We start from the raw sequence: 15,175 nt of genomic DNA, 5'->3' as shown, positions 1-15,175 counted from the left end.
TCACGCCTCCGGCGAATCCCCCGCGTCGCGGACCAGGAGCGCGATCTGCACCCGGTTCTCGACCCCCAGCTTGGCGAACAGGCTGCCGGTGTGGGCCTTGACCGTCGCGACGGTGATGCGCAGCCGCTCGGCGATCTGCGGATTGCCCAGCCCGTCCGCGATGGCCCGGGCGGTCTCCCGCTCCCGGTCGGTCAACACGGACAGCCGCTCGCGCGCCTCCTCGCGGGAACGGCCGCGGACGTGCGAGGAGTCCGGGCCCGTGGCCGCCGCGATCACTCGAGCCGTGGCCGCCGGGGACAGGACCGGGCTGCCGTCCGCCACGGTCCGCACCGCGTCGAGGATGCCCGCGGGCGGGGTGTCCTTGAGGACGAAGCCGAGCGCTCCGACGCGCAGCGCCCCGAGCACCAGGTCGTCGGAGTCGAAGGTGGTCAGCATCAGCACCCGCGGTGGCGCCGGCCGGGCGAGCAGCTCCCGGGTCGTGTCCAGCCCGTCCCGGCCCGGCATCCGTACGTCCATCAGCACCACGTCGGGACGGTGCTCGGCCACCGCGGTGAGCGCGGCGCTCCCGTCGGCCGCCTCCGCCACGACGGTCAGGTCCGGTTCGCCGTCGATGACGAGCCGCAGGGCCATGCGCACCAGTTCTTCGTCGTCGACGATGACGACCCGTACGGGATCGCGTCGCGTGTCCACTCAAGCGCCCCTTTCGTTGCGGTGGGCCGGACCGTCCGGCCAGGGAAGCCGGGCGGTGAGAACGTACCCGCCGTCGGGTGTGGGGCGATGGCCGAGTTCGCCGCCGACGACGCTGACCCGCTCGCCGAGACCGAGCAGGCCGAAGCCGGAGGACGGTGGCCGTGCGGGGCGCAGCGGGGCCGGGCCGTTGCGGACACCGACGTCGAGGGTGCCGCCCGCGGCGCCGTCGAGGGTGACCCGCACGACCGCGCCGGGGGCGTGCTTGGCGGCGTTGGTCAGCGCCTCCTGGACGATCCGGTAGCAGGTCCGTCCGATGCCGTCGGGCGGGGTCGCGGCCACGCTGCTGGTGAGCCTGACGTCGAGACCCGAGGCGCGGGTGTCGGCCACCAGGTCCGGAACGCGGTCGAGGGAGGGCTGCGGGGGTTCCGGGCGCCCGGGATCGGCGCGCAGCACGCCGAGGACCTCCCGCAGTTCTTCCAGCGCCTGGTGGGAGCCCTCGGCGATACCGCGGACCAGGACCCGGCTCTCCTCGGCGGAGAGGTCGCCGCGGTGGTCGAGCACCCCGGCCTGCATGGCGACCAGGGAGATGCGGTGCGCGAGGACGTCGTGCATCTCGCGGGCGATCCGGTTGCGTTCGAGGGCCCGTGCCTGCGCCGCCCGCGCGTGCTGCTCCCGTTCGGCGCTCTCCGCCCGTTCGCGCAGGGACCGCACCTCGACCCGCCGTGCCCCGACCGCCATGCCGGCGGCCACCGCGATCCCCGCGGTCAGCGCCGACACCACGACCTGGACCCACCACAGCCCCTCGGCCGAATCCTGCAGCGGATAGACCCCGCCGGCGAGCTGTGACGCGGCCACGTAGGCCACGACGACGGCCCCGATCTCCACCGGGCGACGGCGGGTGGCGACCGAGCACAGCGCCAGCAGCGCGGCGCCGGTGGCGAGCGCCGACACGGCCGAGGCGATCGTGACCGTCACGGCGACGGTGCGGGGCCACCGTCGCCGCCAGCGGAGCGCCGTCAGGCAGCCCAGGGCCACCAGCGGATCGCCGACGAGGATCCAGGCGCCCGGGTCCCCGGGCCCGTTCCGCATCAGCGCGAGGGTCGCGAGCCAGATCGGCACGCTCACGACCGCGGCCACCAGCAGCCGCCACGCGTGCTGCCACGCTCCGAGCCGCGGCACAACGTCCATGTTCACCAGGCCATTGTCACCGCACCGTGCGACCGGCGGATCAGACCGAGGGCCGATGCGCCTTGGACCCAGGTCTAACCGGTGCCTCTCCCGCGGTCGCAGGCGGAGCCGGTCCGCCGGGCCGATGTGCCCACCGCGCCCGATGAACAGACTCGTTCACGTACCGGTCAGCCCCCACAGGAGGACACCTCATGCGCAGAAGTCTGTCCCTCGCGCTCGCCGCCGCCGCGTTGACGGTGACCGCGCTGCCGTCGTCGTCGTCGGCGGCGGCGACGACACCGCCGGGCGCCCTGAAGTGGGGTCCGTGCCCCGAGGGTGCCGCCGCTCCCCGCCTGGAATGCGCGACGCTCCGCGTTCCGCTGGACTACCGCGATCCGGACGGCCGTCGGATCGAGATCGCCGTCTCCCGGCTGGCGAGCGAGAAGCCCGCCCAGCGGCGTGGCGTCCTGCTGACCAACCCGGGCGGCCCGGGCGGCTCCGGTCTCCTGTACCCGGCCGTCCTCGCCGCCTCCGGGTTGCCCCAGAAAGTCCTCGACTCCTACGACATCATCGGCTTCGACCCGCGCGGCGTCGGCCACAGCACGCCGGTGACCTGCAACCTGACGCAGGAGCAGCAGTGGCGCGGCAACTTCCCGCCGTACGCGCACACCGCGGCCGACGTCACACGGGAGGCCCGGCCCGCGCGGAAGATCGCCGAACAGTGCGGCAGCTCGCGGACGGCGTGGATGCTGCCGCACACCACCACCGCCAACACGGCACGCGACATGGACCGCATCCGGACGGCGCTGGGCGAGCCGAAGCTGTCGTACCTCGGGGCCTCCTACGGCAGTTACCTCGGCGCGGTCTACACGACGCTGTTCCCCCGGCGCGGTGACCGGATCGTGCTCGACAGCAACCTGGGGCCCGGCGGCTACGACTACACCGCCATGCGGCTGTTCGCCCGCGGGCTGAAGGACCGCTTCCCCGACTTCGCCGCGTTCGCCGTCGCGCACCCCGAATACGGCCTGGGCACCACGCCCAAGCAGATCCGCGCGAAGTTCTTCGAGCTGGCGGAGCGACTGGACGCGAAGCCGCAGCAGAACGTCGACGGGACCGCGTTCCGCGCGCACACCTTCGAACTGCTCTACGTGGACGGTTCCATGCCGCGGCTCGCCGAGTTCTGGCAGGCGGCCGACACGGGCGGTCAACTGCCGCTTCCGGAGCCGCCCGCGGACCTGGAGAACCTCATGGCCTCACGTTTCGCCGTGGTCTGCGGTGACTCGCGCTGGCCGAGGACGCTCCGGGAGTACCGGCGCAACGTCGCCGTCGACCGGCTCAAGTACCCGATGCTGGGCGGCTCCACCGCGAGCATCAACCCCTGCGCGTTCTGGCCGCGGAAGCGGACCGAACCGCCGGTGCGCATCACCGACAGGGGGCCGTCCAACGTGCTGATGGTGCAGAACGAGCGCGACCCCGGCACCCCGCTCGCCGGCGCCCGGGAACTGCGGCGGGCCTTCGGCGGGCGGGCCACGCTGGTGACGGCCGACCAGGGCGGCCACGGCGTCTATCCCTACGGCCGCAACGCCTGCGCCAACGACGCGGCGACGAAGTTCCTGACCACCGGAGAACGTCCTGCGCGGGACCTCGCCTGCGCGGCGCAGCCGGGCAAGTGAGCGAGTGACGGAGGAGCCGGAGATGTTCGAGGAGATGCGAAACCGCCGGGCCGCCCGAAGGATCACCCCCGGGGACGGACGACCGCTCCGGCCGTTCCGCTGGTGGCAGCTGCCCTACCGCTCCCTGTTCTATCTCCGGCTGCCGGACGGCGGCGGCGGGCAGGCGGTCTACGCCGTGGACGTCAGGCGTGGGCAGGACCAGACCTCCGCGCAGGCCAAGGCCGACCTGTACCTCGACGGCAGGCACCATGCCCGGTCGAGGCTCCCCGCCGCCTTCCCGGTCCCCGGCGGCACCGTCGAGGTGCGGCTGAGCAAGTTCGGGTTGCGGCGCTGCCACTACGTCACCACCAAGGGCACCGAGCACCTCCTGGTCCCCGACCGCGACTCCGCCGAGGGGCGCCGCGCCCACCTCGACCGTGCGCACCCCGCGCTGAGCCGCGGGATCGGTGCCTTCTCGCTGACCGCGCTCGTCGTCTCGCTGGCCGTTCTGGCCGGGCAGCTCGTCGAACACATCACCGCCGTACCCGCGGTGGCCGAGCACGTCGGGGCCCTCACCTCGCCGGTACACCCGTCGGTCGGGGGCAACATCGTGCTGACCCTGATCACCTTGTCGGCCGGCACGGAACGGGCCCTGCGGCTGCGCTACAACCGACTGCTCGACGGCACGGCGGGCTGACCACATGGGCGATCAGGTCCCTGTCCCCGGCTCGCGGCGCCACCGGCAGAGGCGGGAACGGGCTGGTGGGGCAGGTGGGACCGCGTCCGCTGCCATGAGGCAGGATGGACGGGTGAACGGTGACATGGACCCGCCAGCCCTGAGTTCGGTCAGGGGAGTCTCCCGCTGCGTTGTCGCGGCGCTTGCCGTGGCGGGAGCGGCCTGGACCGCCAGAGGCATCTGGCAGATCCGGTTGGCCGTGGCCGGTCTGCCGCCCTCCGGTCCGCCGGACCAGGGAGACGGCCGGCACCGCCCGCTGACCGGCTTGGAGGACGCCTATCACCTCGTCAGTGCCTGTGGTGACATCGCCACGGTGGTGTGCGCCATAGCCTTTCTGGCCTGGTTGCTGCGGGTCCGCGACAATGCGCGTGCGCTGTCCGGGCGGCGGTTGCACTACGGCCTGCCCTGGGTCTATCTCGGCTGGGTCGTGCCCATAGTCAACTTCTGGGTGCCTCGCGGCATCGTGGCGGAGGTCCACCGTGTCGGCGCCCCGGAGACCCGCCTGCCGCGCAGCGTGAACCTGTGGTGGGGTCTGTGGCTGATCGGCGCCCTGAGCGGGGTGGGTCTGATGTACGCCGACTCGACCGACGCCGTCATCGCCCGCGCCTACTCCCACGTCGCACCGTTGCTGCTGGCAGACGCTGCCGTCGTCGGCGCCGCCCTCGCCTGCGCCCTCATGGTCCGCGCCCTCACGGCCGCCCAGCAGCGAAGGATCGACGTCCTGAGGCCCGCGAGCGAGTGAGCCGTCCGCGGCAGCCGTGCCCTGCCGACTACGTGTCGGCGGCCAGGGCGGCCAGGTAGCGGTCCAGGAGCTCGACCTGCCGCTCCGGCGGGAATGCCGGCGGGTCGAAGAGGGCCTGGACCACCAGGCCGAGTGCGAAGGACTGCGCGCTCGCCGCGACATGTGCGGGGTCGCCCGGGGGCAGTTCACCGAGTTCCTGTGCGGCGGCCACCCGGGTGCGCAGCCTTTCGCGGCCCTGTGCGTACTTGCGGGCGTAGTCGGTGGCCAGGGCGGGGTCGGAGAGCGCGGCGTCCCAGGACGAGACCCAGACGCGGTTGCTGTCGGTGGCCTCGGGGGTCAGCGGCAGGATGTCCAGCAGGGCGTCCCTGAGGGCGGCCAGGCCCTGGCCCGCACGGCGGCGGGGGCGGGAGAGCGTGCGCTGCTCGAGCAGGTCGAGGGCGTGTTCGAGCAGGGCGCGCTTGGTGGGGAAGTAGTGCGTGAGCAGGCCCGTGGTCGCACCGAGTTCGGCCGCGACGGCGCGCAGGGTCAGACCGGCGAAACCGCGGGTGGCCATGACCTGCCAGACGGCCGCGGAGACGTCTCGCCGCCGGGCCTCGTGATCTCCCTTGGTGCGTGGCATGCCGTCACGGTACATTGACATAACAAGCGTTGTGCAAAAGGGGGAGGTCTCATGTTCTCGGTGTCGATCGGTGCCGCTGCTCGCCTCGGTCCGCTGGAGGTGTGGCACGCCGAGGAGTTCGCCGGTCATCTGGACCGGGCCCGTGAACACATCCGCCCCTGGGTCGGGCCCGCGTTCGTCACCGACGACGTGGGGGGAGCCCGGGCCACGCTCGAACGGTATGCCGCACGCCAGGCGGGCGACGGTGCGCGCATGTACGGCATCTGGCGCGAGGACGTGCTGGTCGGCGGTGTGATGTTCACCGACTTCGACGCCGCCTTCGGCAATTGCGAGGTCGGCTGCTGGCTGGAGCCGTCGGCCGAGGGCCACGGTCTGGTCACGCGGGCCTGTGGCCTGCTGCTGGACTGGGCCTTCACGACCCGGGGGCTGCACCGGGCCGAATGGCACTGCCGGGCGGACAACGACCGCAGTGCCGCGGTGGCCGAGAGGCTCGGCATGACCCTGGAGGGCGTGCGACGCGAGGCGTGGCCGTACGAGGGCGTGCGTCACGACAAGCAGGTCTGGGCGATTCTGGCCCCCGACTGGCGGATCTGAGCACCTGTACCTGCCGGAGCCCCGGGACCGGGGCACGCCGTCACTGCGGCTCGGTGGAGATCTGGATCAGGTTGCCGCAGGTGTCGTCGAAGACGGCGGTGGTGACGGGGCCCATCTCCAGGGGCTCCTGGGTGAAGCGGACGCCCAGGGCGCTCAGGCGCTCGTACTCGGCGTGCACGTCCTCGACGGCGAACTGGGCGAGGGGGATTCCGTCCTCGACGAGGGCGTCGCGGTAGGGCTTGACGGCCGGGTGGCCCGCGGGCTCCAGCAGAAGCTCGACGCCGCCGGGCTCGTCGGGGGAGACGACGGTCAGCCACCGGTCCTGCTCGCCGACCGGTACGTCGTGCTTCTTCACGAAGCCGAGCACCCCGGTGTAGAACTCCAGCGCCTTGGCCTGGTCGTCGACGAAGAGGCTGGTCAGGTGGATCCTCATGAGGTGTTCTCCTTCGGTCCGGACGCGCCGGGAGCCGGCCATCGCTCGGTGATGTGCCGCAGCGGCGCGGTGTTCAGGTCGTGGTACTTGTAGCGGCCCTCGCGCCGGGACTCCACGAGCCCGGCGGCCTCCAGCACGGCGAGGTGCTGGGAGACCCCCTGGCGGGAGATGGCCAACCGGTGCTTCATGCTCAGCCGCGAGCAGATCTCGAACAGGGTCTGTCCGGATTTCTGCACGAGTTCGTCGAGGATGATGCGGCGCGTGCGGTCGCCCAGGGCTTTGAAGAGTTCGTCGGCCACGACGTGATGATAGGCAAGTGTGGACTTGCCTATCAAGTCGGGCGGTGCTCGTCCGTGCCGAGGGGGCGCTCCTCGGTGTAGCGGGCCAGTCCTTCCGCCATGCCCTGCATGAACCTCTGCAGGTAGCGAGGCAGGAACCAGCCGAGCAGCCGGCTCGTCCGGTACTCGCCGTACCAGTGAATGACCGTGCCCGAGTCACCGGCTGCCGGGCTCAGCTCGATGCGCGCGCGATAGTCGCGCAGTGACGCGTTGAACGCGTCCTCGTAGGCCGGCAGGCGTCCCTCGACCTTCTCGGTCAGCCTTTCGCCGGTCACGGTGCGTCCCGTCCGGAAGGCCCGGACGGCCCCGACGGCGTCGTCGCCGTCCGGGTCGAGGCCGACCGACCGTGCCGTGTCCAGGCTGTCCACCTTGGACCACCGTGGCCAGCTCGAGGCGTCGACCAGCAGCTTCCACACGGTCTCCGGCGGGGCGGCGGTCGTCACGGTGACGTCGTACTCGTGCATGGTGCGGGACTCCTGCGCGTCGGTGGGTGGGGGCAAGCACGGGCGGCGGAGCGATGGCGAGGCGCCCCGGTCGGCAGTCTTGCCCGGGCGCGTCGAGCGGGGCACGGAACCTTGCGGTTACGGCAAGGCGGACCCGCTCGCCGACGCACTCCGCTGTGGCGGATGGCAGCCGACGCGGGCCGACCGACTCCGATACGAGGCGGCAGGCATCCGTCACGCTCGGCGGGGCAGTCGCAGTTCACGACAACTCCCCGTGACACACCCAGAGATGAGCGTGATGACGTGTCCTTCCCCGAACACCCCACGACGCCCGCCGACTCGACGCAGCCGCACACCGGGGAGGGGGCCAGGCGCGGTAACGGACTGGCGATCGCCGCGCTCGTGCTCGGCATCCTGGCCGTGGTCCTCTTCTGGACCGTCATCGGCGGTGTGCTGCTCGGCATCCTCGCGCTGGTCTTCGGCATCATCGGCGCGCGCAGAGCCCGGGGCGGCAGGGCGCCGCGCCGCACGATGTCCATCTTCGGAGCGGTCCTGGGCGTGCTCGGGGTCATCGGTTCCGTGGTGATCATCGCGATCGGCGCGTCGATCCTGAACTCGGACGAGTTCAAGGACTTCGACGACTGCGTGCAGCACGCCGACACGCAGAGCGAACGGGACGCCTGCGCGGACGACTTCAACGAGGACGTCAACAACTGACCTGGACTCAGCGCGGCGCTCCGGGACGCAGGTCGAGGGTCCAGTTCTGGCCGACGAGGTCCTGGCCGTAACTGTGGTGGCGCTCCTCGTCGGCGAGGGTGAAGCCGAAGCTCTGGTAGATCCGGCGCGCCGCCACGAGCACGTCGTTGGTCCACAGCGTCACCCGCTCGTAGCCCGCCGCACGGGCGAAAGCGAGGCACTCCCCGACCAGGCGCGTTCCGAGACGGAGGCCCCTGCCCTCCGGGGTGACGAGGAGAATCCTCAGCCTGGCGACCTCCGGACGGTCGCCCGCGACGAGGAAGACGCAGCCCACGCGCCGGCCGTCGACCTCGGCGATCCAGCCCGCCTCGCGGGCCGGGTCGTGCCGGGTGGCGTAGTCGGCGACGATCCCGGCGACCAGAGCCTCGAAATCGGTGTTCCACCCGAACTGCCGGTCATAGGTCTCGCCGTGGGCCATCACCACCCACCCCAGGTCGCCGGGCCTCTCGGCGCGGCGTACGACGACGTGCTGCTGATCTCGCTGCGGCATGTGGCGCTCTCCCGGCCCCTGCGGTCGTTTCCGTCGACATTACTGAAACAGTCGTTTCAGAGGCCGTCTGCCGGTACGCCCTCACGCATGGACCGGCCGACCTGTCCCTGCGCCCCGGTGGGTCGATGTGGCTAATGTGAACGGCATGAGCGAACAGTCGGAACGTTCCGTCATCGTCGAACGCACCAGCAGCGGCCAGTTCGTGGCCACCAACACCCGCGGCGGGTCGATCCGGTTCGGCACGTCCCCGGACGGCGACCAGGACGCCGGGTTCACTCCCGTCGAGTTGTTCCTGGCCGCGATCGGCGGGTGCTCGGCCGTGGACGTCGACAAGGCGACCGGCCGTCACGCGGAACCCACCCGCTTCTCCGTGACGGTCACGGGAGACAAGGTCAGCGACGACCTGGGCAACCGCCTGACCAACCTCGAGGTCGCGTTCACCGTGGCCTTCCCGGACGACGAGGGAGCGGAGCGCGCCCGCGCGATCCTGCCCCGGGCGGTCAAGGCTTCCCACGACCGTCTGTGCACCGTGAGCAGGACCGTGGAGATCGGCACCCCGGTGCGCACGACGGTCACCGACGCCTGACCCCCGACGCTCGCTCGCGCCATACTGGTGCAAAAGGGATGAAATCCCGAAGGGCGAGTTCGTGGAGGCGCAGCGATGCAGCAGCACGCCGAGAACGGGGACGACGACTCGACGCAGGAGCGGCCGCCGGAGGAGCGGCCGCCGGAGGAGCACGGCCCCGACGTCTTTCTGGACGTCCCCCAGCTCAAGGTCGACGAACTCAACCTCGACGTGGAGAACCTGCGGGCCCGGGTGTCCCTCCAGGCCGAAGTGCTCGACCTGCTCAAACTGAACGTGGGTGCCGACGTCGCGCTCGGCCAGGTCCACCTGGGCATCTCAGGGGTCGAGGCACAGGCCCAGCTCAAGGTCCGCCTGGACAACGTCGCGCTGATCATCAACCGGGTTCTCACCACGCTCGACCGCAATCCGCAGATCCTGGAGGAGCTGGCCCGCGGCGTCGGGTCGGCCGCGCAGGACGTGGGCCGGGGCGCCGGGCACGCCGTGCGGAACGTCGGAGAGGGGGCCGGGGCCGCGGTCGAGGACGTCGGCGGCAGCGCCGGTGAGGCCGTCGGAGAGGTGGCGCGGGACGTCGGCGGTGCCGTCGAGGGCGTCGGCGGGCGGGCGGGCGAGGCTGTCGCCGAGGTGGGCGGGGCAGGCGCGGACGCGGTGGACGCGGTGGGGGAGACCGGGCGGTCCGCGGCGGGGAGCGTGCGCCGCGCCTCACCGGAGGCCCGGGCTGAGGACGCGACCGGGAAGGCCGCGCGTCGGGCCGGTGGTGCGGCCGGTTCCGCCACTCGTACGGGCCGGGGCACGGACGGCACCGCCTCCTCGGGCGGCGTGGCGCCGCGCCGGACGGCCCGACGGACCGGCCCTGACGCCGAGGGCGGAGACTCCACCCGCCGGCGCCGCACACGCGACGACGAGTCCGGGACGGCGCGACCCGTCGGCCGCCGGGCTGCCAGGAAGCACGAAGAGCCGCCGTGAACGGACACGCCGGCGCCTCCGTCCGCCGAGACCGCCGCCGGGCACCTCGCGGGCCCCGGGCCCGCCATCTCCTTCGACGCGGTCGTCAGCGGCGCCCGTCTGCGCTTCGAGGAGGCGCCACGGACCCGGGTCACCTTCCCCGGCACCGGAGCGCGCGAGTCGGTGTCCCGCGCGGAGCGGACCAACCTGCCCCAGCGGGTGGAGCCCGGGCACGACTACCAGGACGTGACCGTGAGGTACCACCTCGCCAGCCGTCTCACCGGGACCTCGGAGGACGGCACGGTGCCGGACGACGGCCGACCATGATGGACGTATGGCAACACAGGAACCCGAGCGGCCCGACAGCGGGCCGTCGCTGGAGCAGATCCTCGGTCTGATCGCACCCGGCATGCTGGATGTCGTCGTGGCACCGCGCGGCCCCGGCGTGCCGGTGGCCGACGTGGTGCTGCACGACCCGGGCGAGGAGCGGGACGACGAGACCTGGGCGGCGTCCGGACTGATCCTCCTCGCGGTCGGTGTGGACGCCGCCTCGCCGGAGGCGATCGACGTGCTGCGCGGTGCCGACCGGGCCGGAGCCGCGGCCGTGGTGCTGAGGCGGGGCACCCGCGGCCCGCGGACGGCGCTGCTGGAGGCGGCCGCCTCGGGGCGTACGGCGCTGCTCACCCGGCGGCCGGGGCAGGGCTGGACGGAGGTGCTCGGCCAACTGCGCACCGCCCTGGCGCACAGCGTCCCGACCGGGACGACCGGGGTGGAGGGCCTGCGGCTCGGTGACCTGCCCGGGCTCGCCAACACGGTGGCGACCCTGGTCGGCGGCGCGATCACCATCGAGGACCCTCAGTCGCGGGTGCTCGCCTACTCGCGCATGGACCACGAGCCCGACCCGATGCGCAGGCTGACGATCCTCGGACAGGAGGTCCCGCGCTGGCGCGTGGACGAACTGCGTGAGAGCGGCTTCTTCCAGGCCCTGTGGAGCACCGACGGCGTCGTACGGCTGCCCGCCGACGACCGGTACGCGGAACGGCTGGCCGTCGCGGTGCGCCACGGATCGGAGGTCCTCGGGTCGCTCTGGGCCGCCGCCGACGGCCGGCCGCTGGCCGAGGACGCGGCGGCGGCGCTGCACACGGCGGCACGGGCCGCCGTGCCGCATCTGTCCCACCACCAGACCTGGGGCCGGGCCGCGGCCAGGGCGCGGGAGGGCGCGGTGCACGCGCTGCTCGACGGGAGCGGCCGGGCGGCACGCGTCGCGCACGAAGCCGGCATCGTGCCCGGCAGGCCGTACGCGGTGATGGTCGCGGAGGCGTACGACAGCCGGGAGCCGACCGGCGGGCCCGCCGCGGCGGCAGGGGGAGCCGCCGAGCAGCGGCTGCTGGACGTGCTCGCGTTGCAGGCCGCGGCGTACCGGCCGGGCTGTGTGACGGCGCGGTCGGGGCGGCGGCTGTACGTCCTGCTTCCGGCGGGGGAGGAGGAGACGGACCCGGCGCGCGCCCTGCTGGCGGCGGCCCGCTCGGTGCCGCGCGGTGTGGTGTTCGCGGGCGTGGGCCCGGCGACCGCCGACCTGGCGGGGCTGCCCGCGTCGCGGGAGGCAGCGGAGCTGGTGGTGCGGGTGCTGGGGGAGCGGGCCGCGCGACGGCCGGGAGCTGAGGTGGTGTCCGCGGTGGCCTCCTTCGGTGAACTGGTTCCCGAGGTGTCCGCGCTGCGGGTGCTCGACCGGATCGCGCCGTTGTGGGAGAGCCTGTCGGGTCCCGTGCACGCGATGGTGGAGCACGACCGGGCGCACGGCTCGGAGTACGGCGCCTCCGTCGCCGCCTACCTCGACGCGTTCGGTGACACGGGCACGGCCGCGGGGCGCCTGAACGTGCATCCGAACACCCTCCGGTACCGGCTGCGGCGGGCTCGGGAACTGTTCGGCGTCGACCTGGCGGACCCGACCCTGCGGTTCCTGGCGGACATCGGGCTGCGGCTGGCACGGCGCACAGAATGATCATTTAGTTGTATCGACGCACAGTACTCCGGTCCGACCGTGGTCGTACGGAACGAAGACGCGACGGGCTCCGCGGAACGAAGCTGTGCACGTGACAACGGCCGGCCGCCCGACGAGCGCCGTGCACGACCGACGTGTCTGGAGTGTGTTGACAGTGACTTCCGGTTCCCTCCACCAGCGCCGCGGCGCCCGTGAGGCCGCGCTCGCCCGGGCCGTCGAGGAGGGCCTGCTGGGCCCGCGGGCGCCTCTGGTCGGTCTCCTCGACGTCGACGGTGTGCTCGCCGCCGTCGAGGCGCTGAACGAGGCGTTCGAGGGACCGGCCGCGGTGCAGCACACGTTCGCGGCGAAGGCGTGCGGGCTGGTGCCCGTGCTGCGGCTGCTCGCGGACGCGGGCATGGGATGCGAAGTCGCCTCGCCCGGGGAGTTGGAGCAGGCGCTGGCGGCCGGGTTCACCTACGACCGGCTGGTTTTCGACAGCCCCGCGAAGACGGTCGAGGAACTCGAGTTCGCCCTGGCCCACGGCATCGCGATCAACCTGGACAACTTCCAGGAGATGGCCCGCGTCGACGGCCTGCTGGCCGGCCGAGCGGCCACCGGGCCCATCGGACTGCGAGTGAACCCGCAGGTCGGCGCCGGTGCCATCGGCGCGATGAGCACCGCCACCGCGACCTCCAAGTTCGGCGTCGCGCTGCGCGACGAGGGAGCCGTCGACGCGGTGATCGAGGCGTTCGCGCGCCGCCCCTGGCTCAACCGGCTGCACGCCCACGTGGGCTCCCAGGGCTGCCCGCTGCCGCTCATCGCCCAAGGGGTGCGAGCGGCGTACGAACTGGCCGAGCGCATCAACACCGAACTGGGCCGCACCCAGATCACCGGACTCGACATCGGCGGCGGCCTGCCCGTCAACTTCGACAGCGAGGACGACCGCCCGACGTACGCGGAATACGTCGCCGAACTCCGCACCGCCGTACCCGGCCTCTTCGACGGCCGCTACGACCTGATCACCGAGTTCGGCCGTTCCCTGCTCGCCAAGAGCGGCACCATCGGCTCGGTCGTCGAATACACCAAGGCGGCCGGCGGCCGGCGGATCGCGGTCACGCACGCCGGCGCCCAGGTGGCCACCCGCACGGTCTTCATGCCGGACGCCTGGCCGCTGCGCGTCGGGGTGTTCGACGCCACGGGCCGTCCCAAGCAGGGCCCGACCGAGATCGTCGACATCGCGGGCCCGTGCTGTTTCGCCGGCGACCTGACGGCGACCGGGCGCGAGCTGCCGGCCGTCGAGCCGGGCGACGTGGTGGCGCTGTACGACACCGGGGCGTACTACTTCTCCTCGCACTTCTCCTACAACTCCCTGCCGCGGCCCGCCGTGTACGGCTATCGGACCGACTCCGGCGGACGGGTCGCCTTCGCCCTCGTGCGCGAGGCACAGAGCGTGCGCGGCGTGGTCGAGGAGAGCGGACTCTCCCAAGCGGACGCCCTGGTGGCGCTGCGCGCCGACAACGCCGCGGAACAGGCGAAGGAGACGGCGGAATGACCTCCCCCGCACCGCACGGAGAAGCGCGGGACCCGCAGCCGGAACTCAGCCGGTCGCTGCGCAACCGCCACATGTCGATGATCGCGATCGGCGGTGCGATCGGCGCCGGCCTGTTCGTCGGCAGCGGCTCGGTGATCAAGACCGCCGGACCCGCCGCGATCGTCTCGTACTGCCTGGCCGGAGCCCTCGTGCTGTGCACGATGCGGATGCTCGGTGAGATGGTCGTGGCGAGGCCGTCCTCGGGCTCGTTCGCCGACTACGCGCGCACCGCCATCGGGCCGTGGGCGGGCTTCACCATCGGCTGGCTGTACTGGTACTACTACGTCATCATCGTGGCCGTCGAGGCCGTCGCGGGGGCGGCGATCCTGCACGCGTGGATCGGACTGCCGCTGTGGGTACTGGCGATGGGCCTCATGGTCGTGATGACCGCGACCAATCTCCTGTCGGTGAAGTCGTTCGGCGAATTCGAGTTCTGGTTCTCCTCGGTCAAGGTCGCCGCGATCGTCGCCTTCCTGATCGTCGGCGGACTGTACGTCTTCGGCGCCTGGCCGGGCGCGTCGCTCGACTTCTCGAACCTGACCGCGCACGGAGGCTTCGCCCCCAACGGCTTCACCGCGATCTTCTCCGCCATCGTGGTGGTCATCTTCGCCTTCGGCGGAGCGGAGATCGTCACCATCGCCGCGGCCGAGAGCAAGGAACCGGAACGCTCCGTCGCCCGCGCCACCACGGGCATCATCTGGCGGATCATCCTCTTCTACGTCGGATCGATCGTGCTGGTCGTCACCATCGTGCCGTGGGACGGCGCCAAGGTGCTGGCCAGCCCCTACGTGGCGGCCTGGAACATCATCGGTCTGCCCGGCGCGGGCCTCGTGATGGACATCGTGATCCTCACCGCGGTGCTGAGCGTGCTCAACTCCTCGGTCTACGTCTCCTCGCGCATGCTGCGCGCCCTCGCCACGCACGGTGACGCGCCGGCCTGGCTCGTGAAGACGAACAAGCGCAGCGTCCCGGCCCGCGCGATCCTCGCCGGAACCGTGGTCGGCTGGGTCTCGGTGCTGTTCGCCTACCTCTCCCCGGACACGGTGTTCAGCTACCTGGTGAACTCCTCCGGTGCCGTCGCCATCTTCATGTACCTCATGATCGGGGCGTCCCAGCTGCGGATGCGCCGCAGACTGGAACGCGAGGCCCCGGAACGGCTGTCGCTGCGCATGTGGCTCTTCCCCTGCCTGACGTGGGCGGTGATGGCCGCCTTCGCCGCCGTCCTGGTGGCCATGGCCGTCATCGGCGACCAGCGCACCCAACTGCTCACCAGCATCGGCAGCCTGGCCGTCGTCCTGATCGCCTACGCGGTGCGCAGGGCCCGGGGCAGCCGGCCGCAGACCGCCGTCGACGCCACGGCCATGGACGAGCCCGGCGCGGACGTCCTGCCCAGGTAGGCACCGTACGCACGGGCC

18 protein-coding genes are annotated in these 15,175 nt (G+C 72.4%); 11 read left to right on the top strand and 7 right to left on the bottom strand.

Features of this window, described 5'->3' with window-relative positions; translation table 11 throughout:
- Both ACGH52_RS02825 and ACGH52_RS02820 read right to left on the bottom strand, forming a co-directional pair.
- Nucleotides 1-690, bottom strand: a complete 690-nt coding sequence (locus ACGH52_RS02825) for a response regulator transcription factor (RefSeq protein ID WP_121703612.1) — start codon at nt 688-690, stop codon at nt 1-3.
- Complete coding sequence (locus ACGH52_RS02820; protein WP_193777802.1) at nt 691-1,878, bottom strand: sensor histidine kinase; 1,188 nt, start codon at nt 1,876-1,878, stop codon at nt 691-693.
- 191 nt (nt 1,879-2,069) lie between these two features.
- Between ACGH52_RS02820 and ACGH52_RS02815 the strand changes: the two genes are divergently transcribed.
- The 3 genes from ACGH52_RS02815 to ACGH52_RS02805 all read left to right on the top strand — a co-directional run bounded on the left by ACGH52_RS02815 (nt 2,070) and on the right by ACGH52_RS02805 (nt 4,987).
- A complete protein-coding gene (locus tag ACGH52_RS02815) occupies nt 2,070-3,530 on the top strand; it encodes an alpha/beta hydrolase (RefSeq protein WP_399937316.1) in 1,461 nt (486 codons plus the stop codon).
- 22 nt (nt 3,531-3,552) lie between these two features.
- The gene (locus ACGH52_RS02810) at nt 3,553-4,206 is read left to right on the top strand and encodes a hypothetical protein (protein ID WP_399937313.1); all 654 of its coding nucleotides are present in this window, start codon (nt 3,553-3,555) and stop codon (nt 4,204-4,206) included.
- A 124-nt stretch (nt 4,207-4,330) separates the two neighbouring features.
- A complete protein-coding gene (locus ACGH52_RS02805) occupies nt 4,331-4,987 on the top strand; it encodes a DUF4328 domain-containing protein (protein WP_399937311.1) in 657 nt (218 codons plus the stop codon).
- A gap of 28 nt (nt 4,988-5,015) precedes the next feature.
- On the opposite strand, the gene ACGH52_RS02800 is transcribed toward ACGH52_RS02805, so the two are convergent.
- Complete coding sequence (locus ACGH52_RS02800) at nt 5,016-5,606, bottom strand: TetR/AcrR family transcriptional regulator (protein ID WP_399937308.1); 591 nt, start codon at nt 5,604-5,606, stop codon at nt 5,016-5,018.
- A 51-nt stretch (nt 5,607-5,657) separates the two neighbouring features.
- Between ACGH52_RS02800 and ACGH52_RS02795 the strand changes: the two genes are divergently transcribed.
- The gene (locus ACGH52_RS02795) at nt 5,658-6,200 is read left to right on the top strand and encodes a GNAT family N-acetyltransferase (RefSeq protein ID WP_399937305.1); all 543 of its coding nucleotides are present in this window, start codon (nt 5,658-5,660) and stop codon (nt 6,198-6,200) included.
- 40 nt (nt 6,201-6,240) lie between these two features.
- Here ACGH52_RS02795 and ACGH52_RS02790 read toward each other — a convergent pair whose 3' ends face one another.
- The 3 genes from ACGH52_RS02790 to ACGH52_RS02780 are packed head-to-tail and all read right to left on the bottom strand — an operon-like array spanning nt 6,241 to nt 7,435.
- Nucleotides 6,241-6,633 carry a VOC family protein gene (locus tag ACGH52_RS02790; RefSeq protein ID WP_121703607.1) on the bottom strand — a complete coding sequence of 131 codons (393 nt, stop codon included), beginning with the start codon at nt 6,631-6,633 and terminating at the stop codon, nt 6,241-6,243.
- A complete protein-coding gene (locus ACGH52_RS02785; RefSeq protein WP_121703606.1) occupies nt 6,630-6,932 on the bottom strand; it encodes a helix-turn-helix transcriptional regulator in 303 nt (100 codons plus the stop codon). The genes ACGH52_RS02790 and ACGH52_RS02785 overlap by 4 nt, the downstream gene beginning before the upstream one ends.
- Nucleotides 6,933-6,964: 32 nt before the next feature.
- The gene (locus ACGH52_RS02780; RefSeq protein ID WP_399937300.1) at nt 6,965-7,435 is read right to left on the bottom strand and encodes an SRPBCC family protein; all 471 of its coding nucleotides are present in this window, start codon (nt 7,433-7,435) and stop codon (nt 6,965-6,967) included.
- A gap of 282 nt (nt 7,436-7,717) precedes the next feature.
- Here ACGH52_RS02780 and ACGH52_RS02775 point away from each other — a divergent pair, with 282 nt between their 5' ends.
- The gene (locus ACGH52_RS02775) at nt 7,718-8,131 is read left to right on the top strand and encodes a DUF4190 domain-containing protein (protein ID WP_399937297.1); all 414 of its coding nucleotides are present in this window, start codon (nt 7,718-7,720) and stop codon (nt 8,129-8,131) included.
- Between the two features lie 7 nt (nt 8,132-8,138).
- On the opposite strand, the gene ACGH52_RS02770 is transcribed toward ACGH52_RS02775, so the two are convergent.
- Nucleotides 8,139-8,660: a GNAT family N-acetyltransferase gene (locus tag ACGH52_RS02770; RefSeq protein WP_121703604.1), complete on the bottom strand. Its 522-nt coding sequence runs from the start codon at nt 8,658-8,660 to the stop codon at nt 8,139-8,141.
- Nucleotides 8,661-8,805: 145 nt separating this feature from the next.
- Here ACGH52_RS02770 and ACGH52_RS02765 point away from each other — a divergent pair, with 145 nt between their 5' ends.
- From ACGH52_RS02765 to ACGH52_RS02740, 6 genes are all read left to right on the top strand, one after another.
- Nucleotides 8,806-9,246, top strand: coding sequence for an OsmC family protein (locus ACGH52_RS02765; protein ID WP_076978085.1), 441 nt, complete (start codon nt 8,806-8,808; stop codon nt 9,244-9,246).
- A 75-nt stretch (nt 9,247-9,321) separates the two neighbouring features.
- Nucleotides 9,322-10,209 (top strand): hypothetical protein, encoded by an 888-nt coding sequence (locus ACGH52_RS02760; protein WP_399937293.1) that lies wholly within the window; start codon nt 9,322-9,324, stop codon nt 10,207-10,209.
- 162 nt (nt 10,210-10,371) lie between these two features.
- Nucleotides 10,372-10,515: a hypothetical protein gene (locus tag ACGH52_RS02755; RefSeq protein ID WP_399937291.1), complete on the top strand. Its 144-nt coding sequence runs from the start codon at nt 10,372-10,374 to the stop codon at nt 10,513-10,515.
- Nucleotides 10,516-10,522: 7 nt separating this feature from the next.
- Entirely contained in the window at nt 10,523-12,190 is a 1,668-nt protein-coding gene (locus ACGH52_RS02750; protein WP_399937289.1) for a PucR family transcriptional regulator, read from the top strand.
- Between the two features lie 154 nt (nt 12,191-12,344).
- Nucleotides 12,345-13,721, top strand: a complete 1,377-nt coding sequence (locus tag ACGH52_RS02745) for a diaminopimelate decarboxylase (RefSeq protein ID WP_399937286.1) — start codon at nt 12,345-12,347, stop codon at nt 13,719-13,721.
- Nucleotides 13,718-15,157 (top strand): amino acid permease, encoded by a 1,440-nt coding sequence (locus tag ACGH52_RS02740; RefSeq protein ID WP_399937283.1) that lies wholly within the window; start codon nt 13,718-13,720, stop codon nt 15,155-15,157. The genes ACGH52_RS02745 and ACGH52_RS02740 overlap by 4 nt, the downstream gene beginning before the upstream one ends.
- Nucleotides 15,158-15,175: the final 18 nt, after the last annotated feature.

The sequence above is a fragment of the Streptomyces sp. BBFR25 genome (assembly GCF_044590125.1).
Taxonomy (GTDB): domain Bacteria; phylum Actinomycetota; class Actinomycetes; order Streptomycetales; family Streptomycetaceae; genus Streptomyces; species Streptomyces canus_D.
Note: the sequence above shows the minus strand (reverse complement) of the source record. Positions and strands in the feature narration are given on the sequence as shown.

What these genes read in the sequence shown, in the direction of transcription:
- ACGH52_RS02820 (WP_193777802.1), bottom strand. Translation starts at nt 1,878, where the DNA reads ATGGACGTTGTGCCGCGGCTCGGAGCGTGGCAGCACGCGTGGCGGCTG.
- ACGH52_RS02815 (WP_399937316.1), top strand. Translation starts at nt 2,070, where the DNA reads ATGCGCAGAAGTCTGTCCCTCGCGCTCGCCGCCGCCGCGTTGACGGTG.
- ACGH52_RS02810 (WP_399937313.1), top strand. Translation starts at nt 3,553, where the DNA reads ATGTTCGAGGAGATGCGAAACCGCCGGGCCGCCCGAAGGATCACCCCC.
- ACGH52_RS02805 (WP_399937311.1), top strand. Translation starts at nt 4,331, where the DNA reads ATGGACCCGCCAGCCCTGAGTTCGGTCAGGGGAGTCTCCCGCTGCGTT.
- ACGH52_RS02800 (WP_399937308.1), bottom strand. Translation starts at nt 5,606, where the DNA reads ATGCCACGCACCAAGGGAGATCACGAGGCCCGGCGGCGAGACGTCTCC.
- ACGH52_RS02795 (WP_399937305.1), top strand. Translation starts at nt 5,658, where the DNA reads ATGTTCTCGGTGTCGATCGGTGCCGCTGCTCGCCTCGGTCCGCTGGAG.
- ACGH52_RS02790 (WP_121703607.1), bottom strand. Translation starts at nt 6,633, where the DNA reads ATGAGGATCCACCTGACCAGCCTCTTCGTCGACGACCAGGCCAAGGCG.
- ACGH52_RS02780 (WP_399937300.1), bottom strand. Translation starts at nt 7,435, where the DNA reads ATGCACGAGTACGACGTCACCGTGACGACCGCCGCCCCGCCGGAGACC.
- ACGH52_RS02770 (WP_121703604.1), bottom strand. Translation starts at nt 8,660, where the DNA reads ATGCCGCAGCGAGATCAGCAGCACGTCGTCGTACGCCGCGCCGAGAGG.
- ACGH52_RS02765 (WP_076978085.1), top strand. Translation starts at nt 8,806, where the DNA reads ATGAGCGAACAGTCGGAACGTTCCGTCATCGTCGAACGCACCAGCAGC.
- ACGH52_RS02760 (WP_399937293.1), top strand. Translation starts at nt 9,322, where the DNA reads ATGCAGCAGCACGCCGAGAACGGGGACGACGACTCGACGCAGGAGCGG.
- ACGH52_RS02750 (WP_399937289.1), top strand. Translation starts at nt 10,523, where the DNA reads ATGGCAACACAGGAACCCGAGCGGCCCGACAGCGGGCCGTCGCTGGAG.
- ACGH52_RS02740 (WP_399937283.1), top strand. Translation starts at nt 13,718, where the DNA reads ATGACCTCCCCCGCACCGCACGGAGAAGCGCGGGACCCGCAGCCGGAA.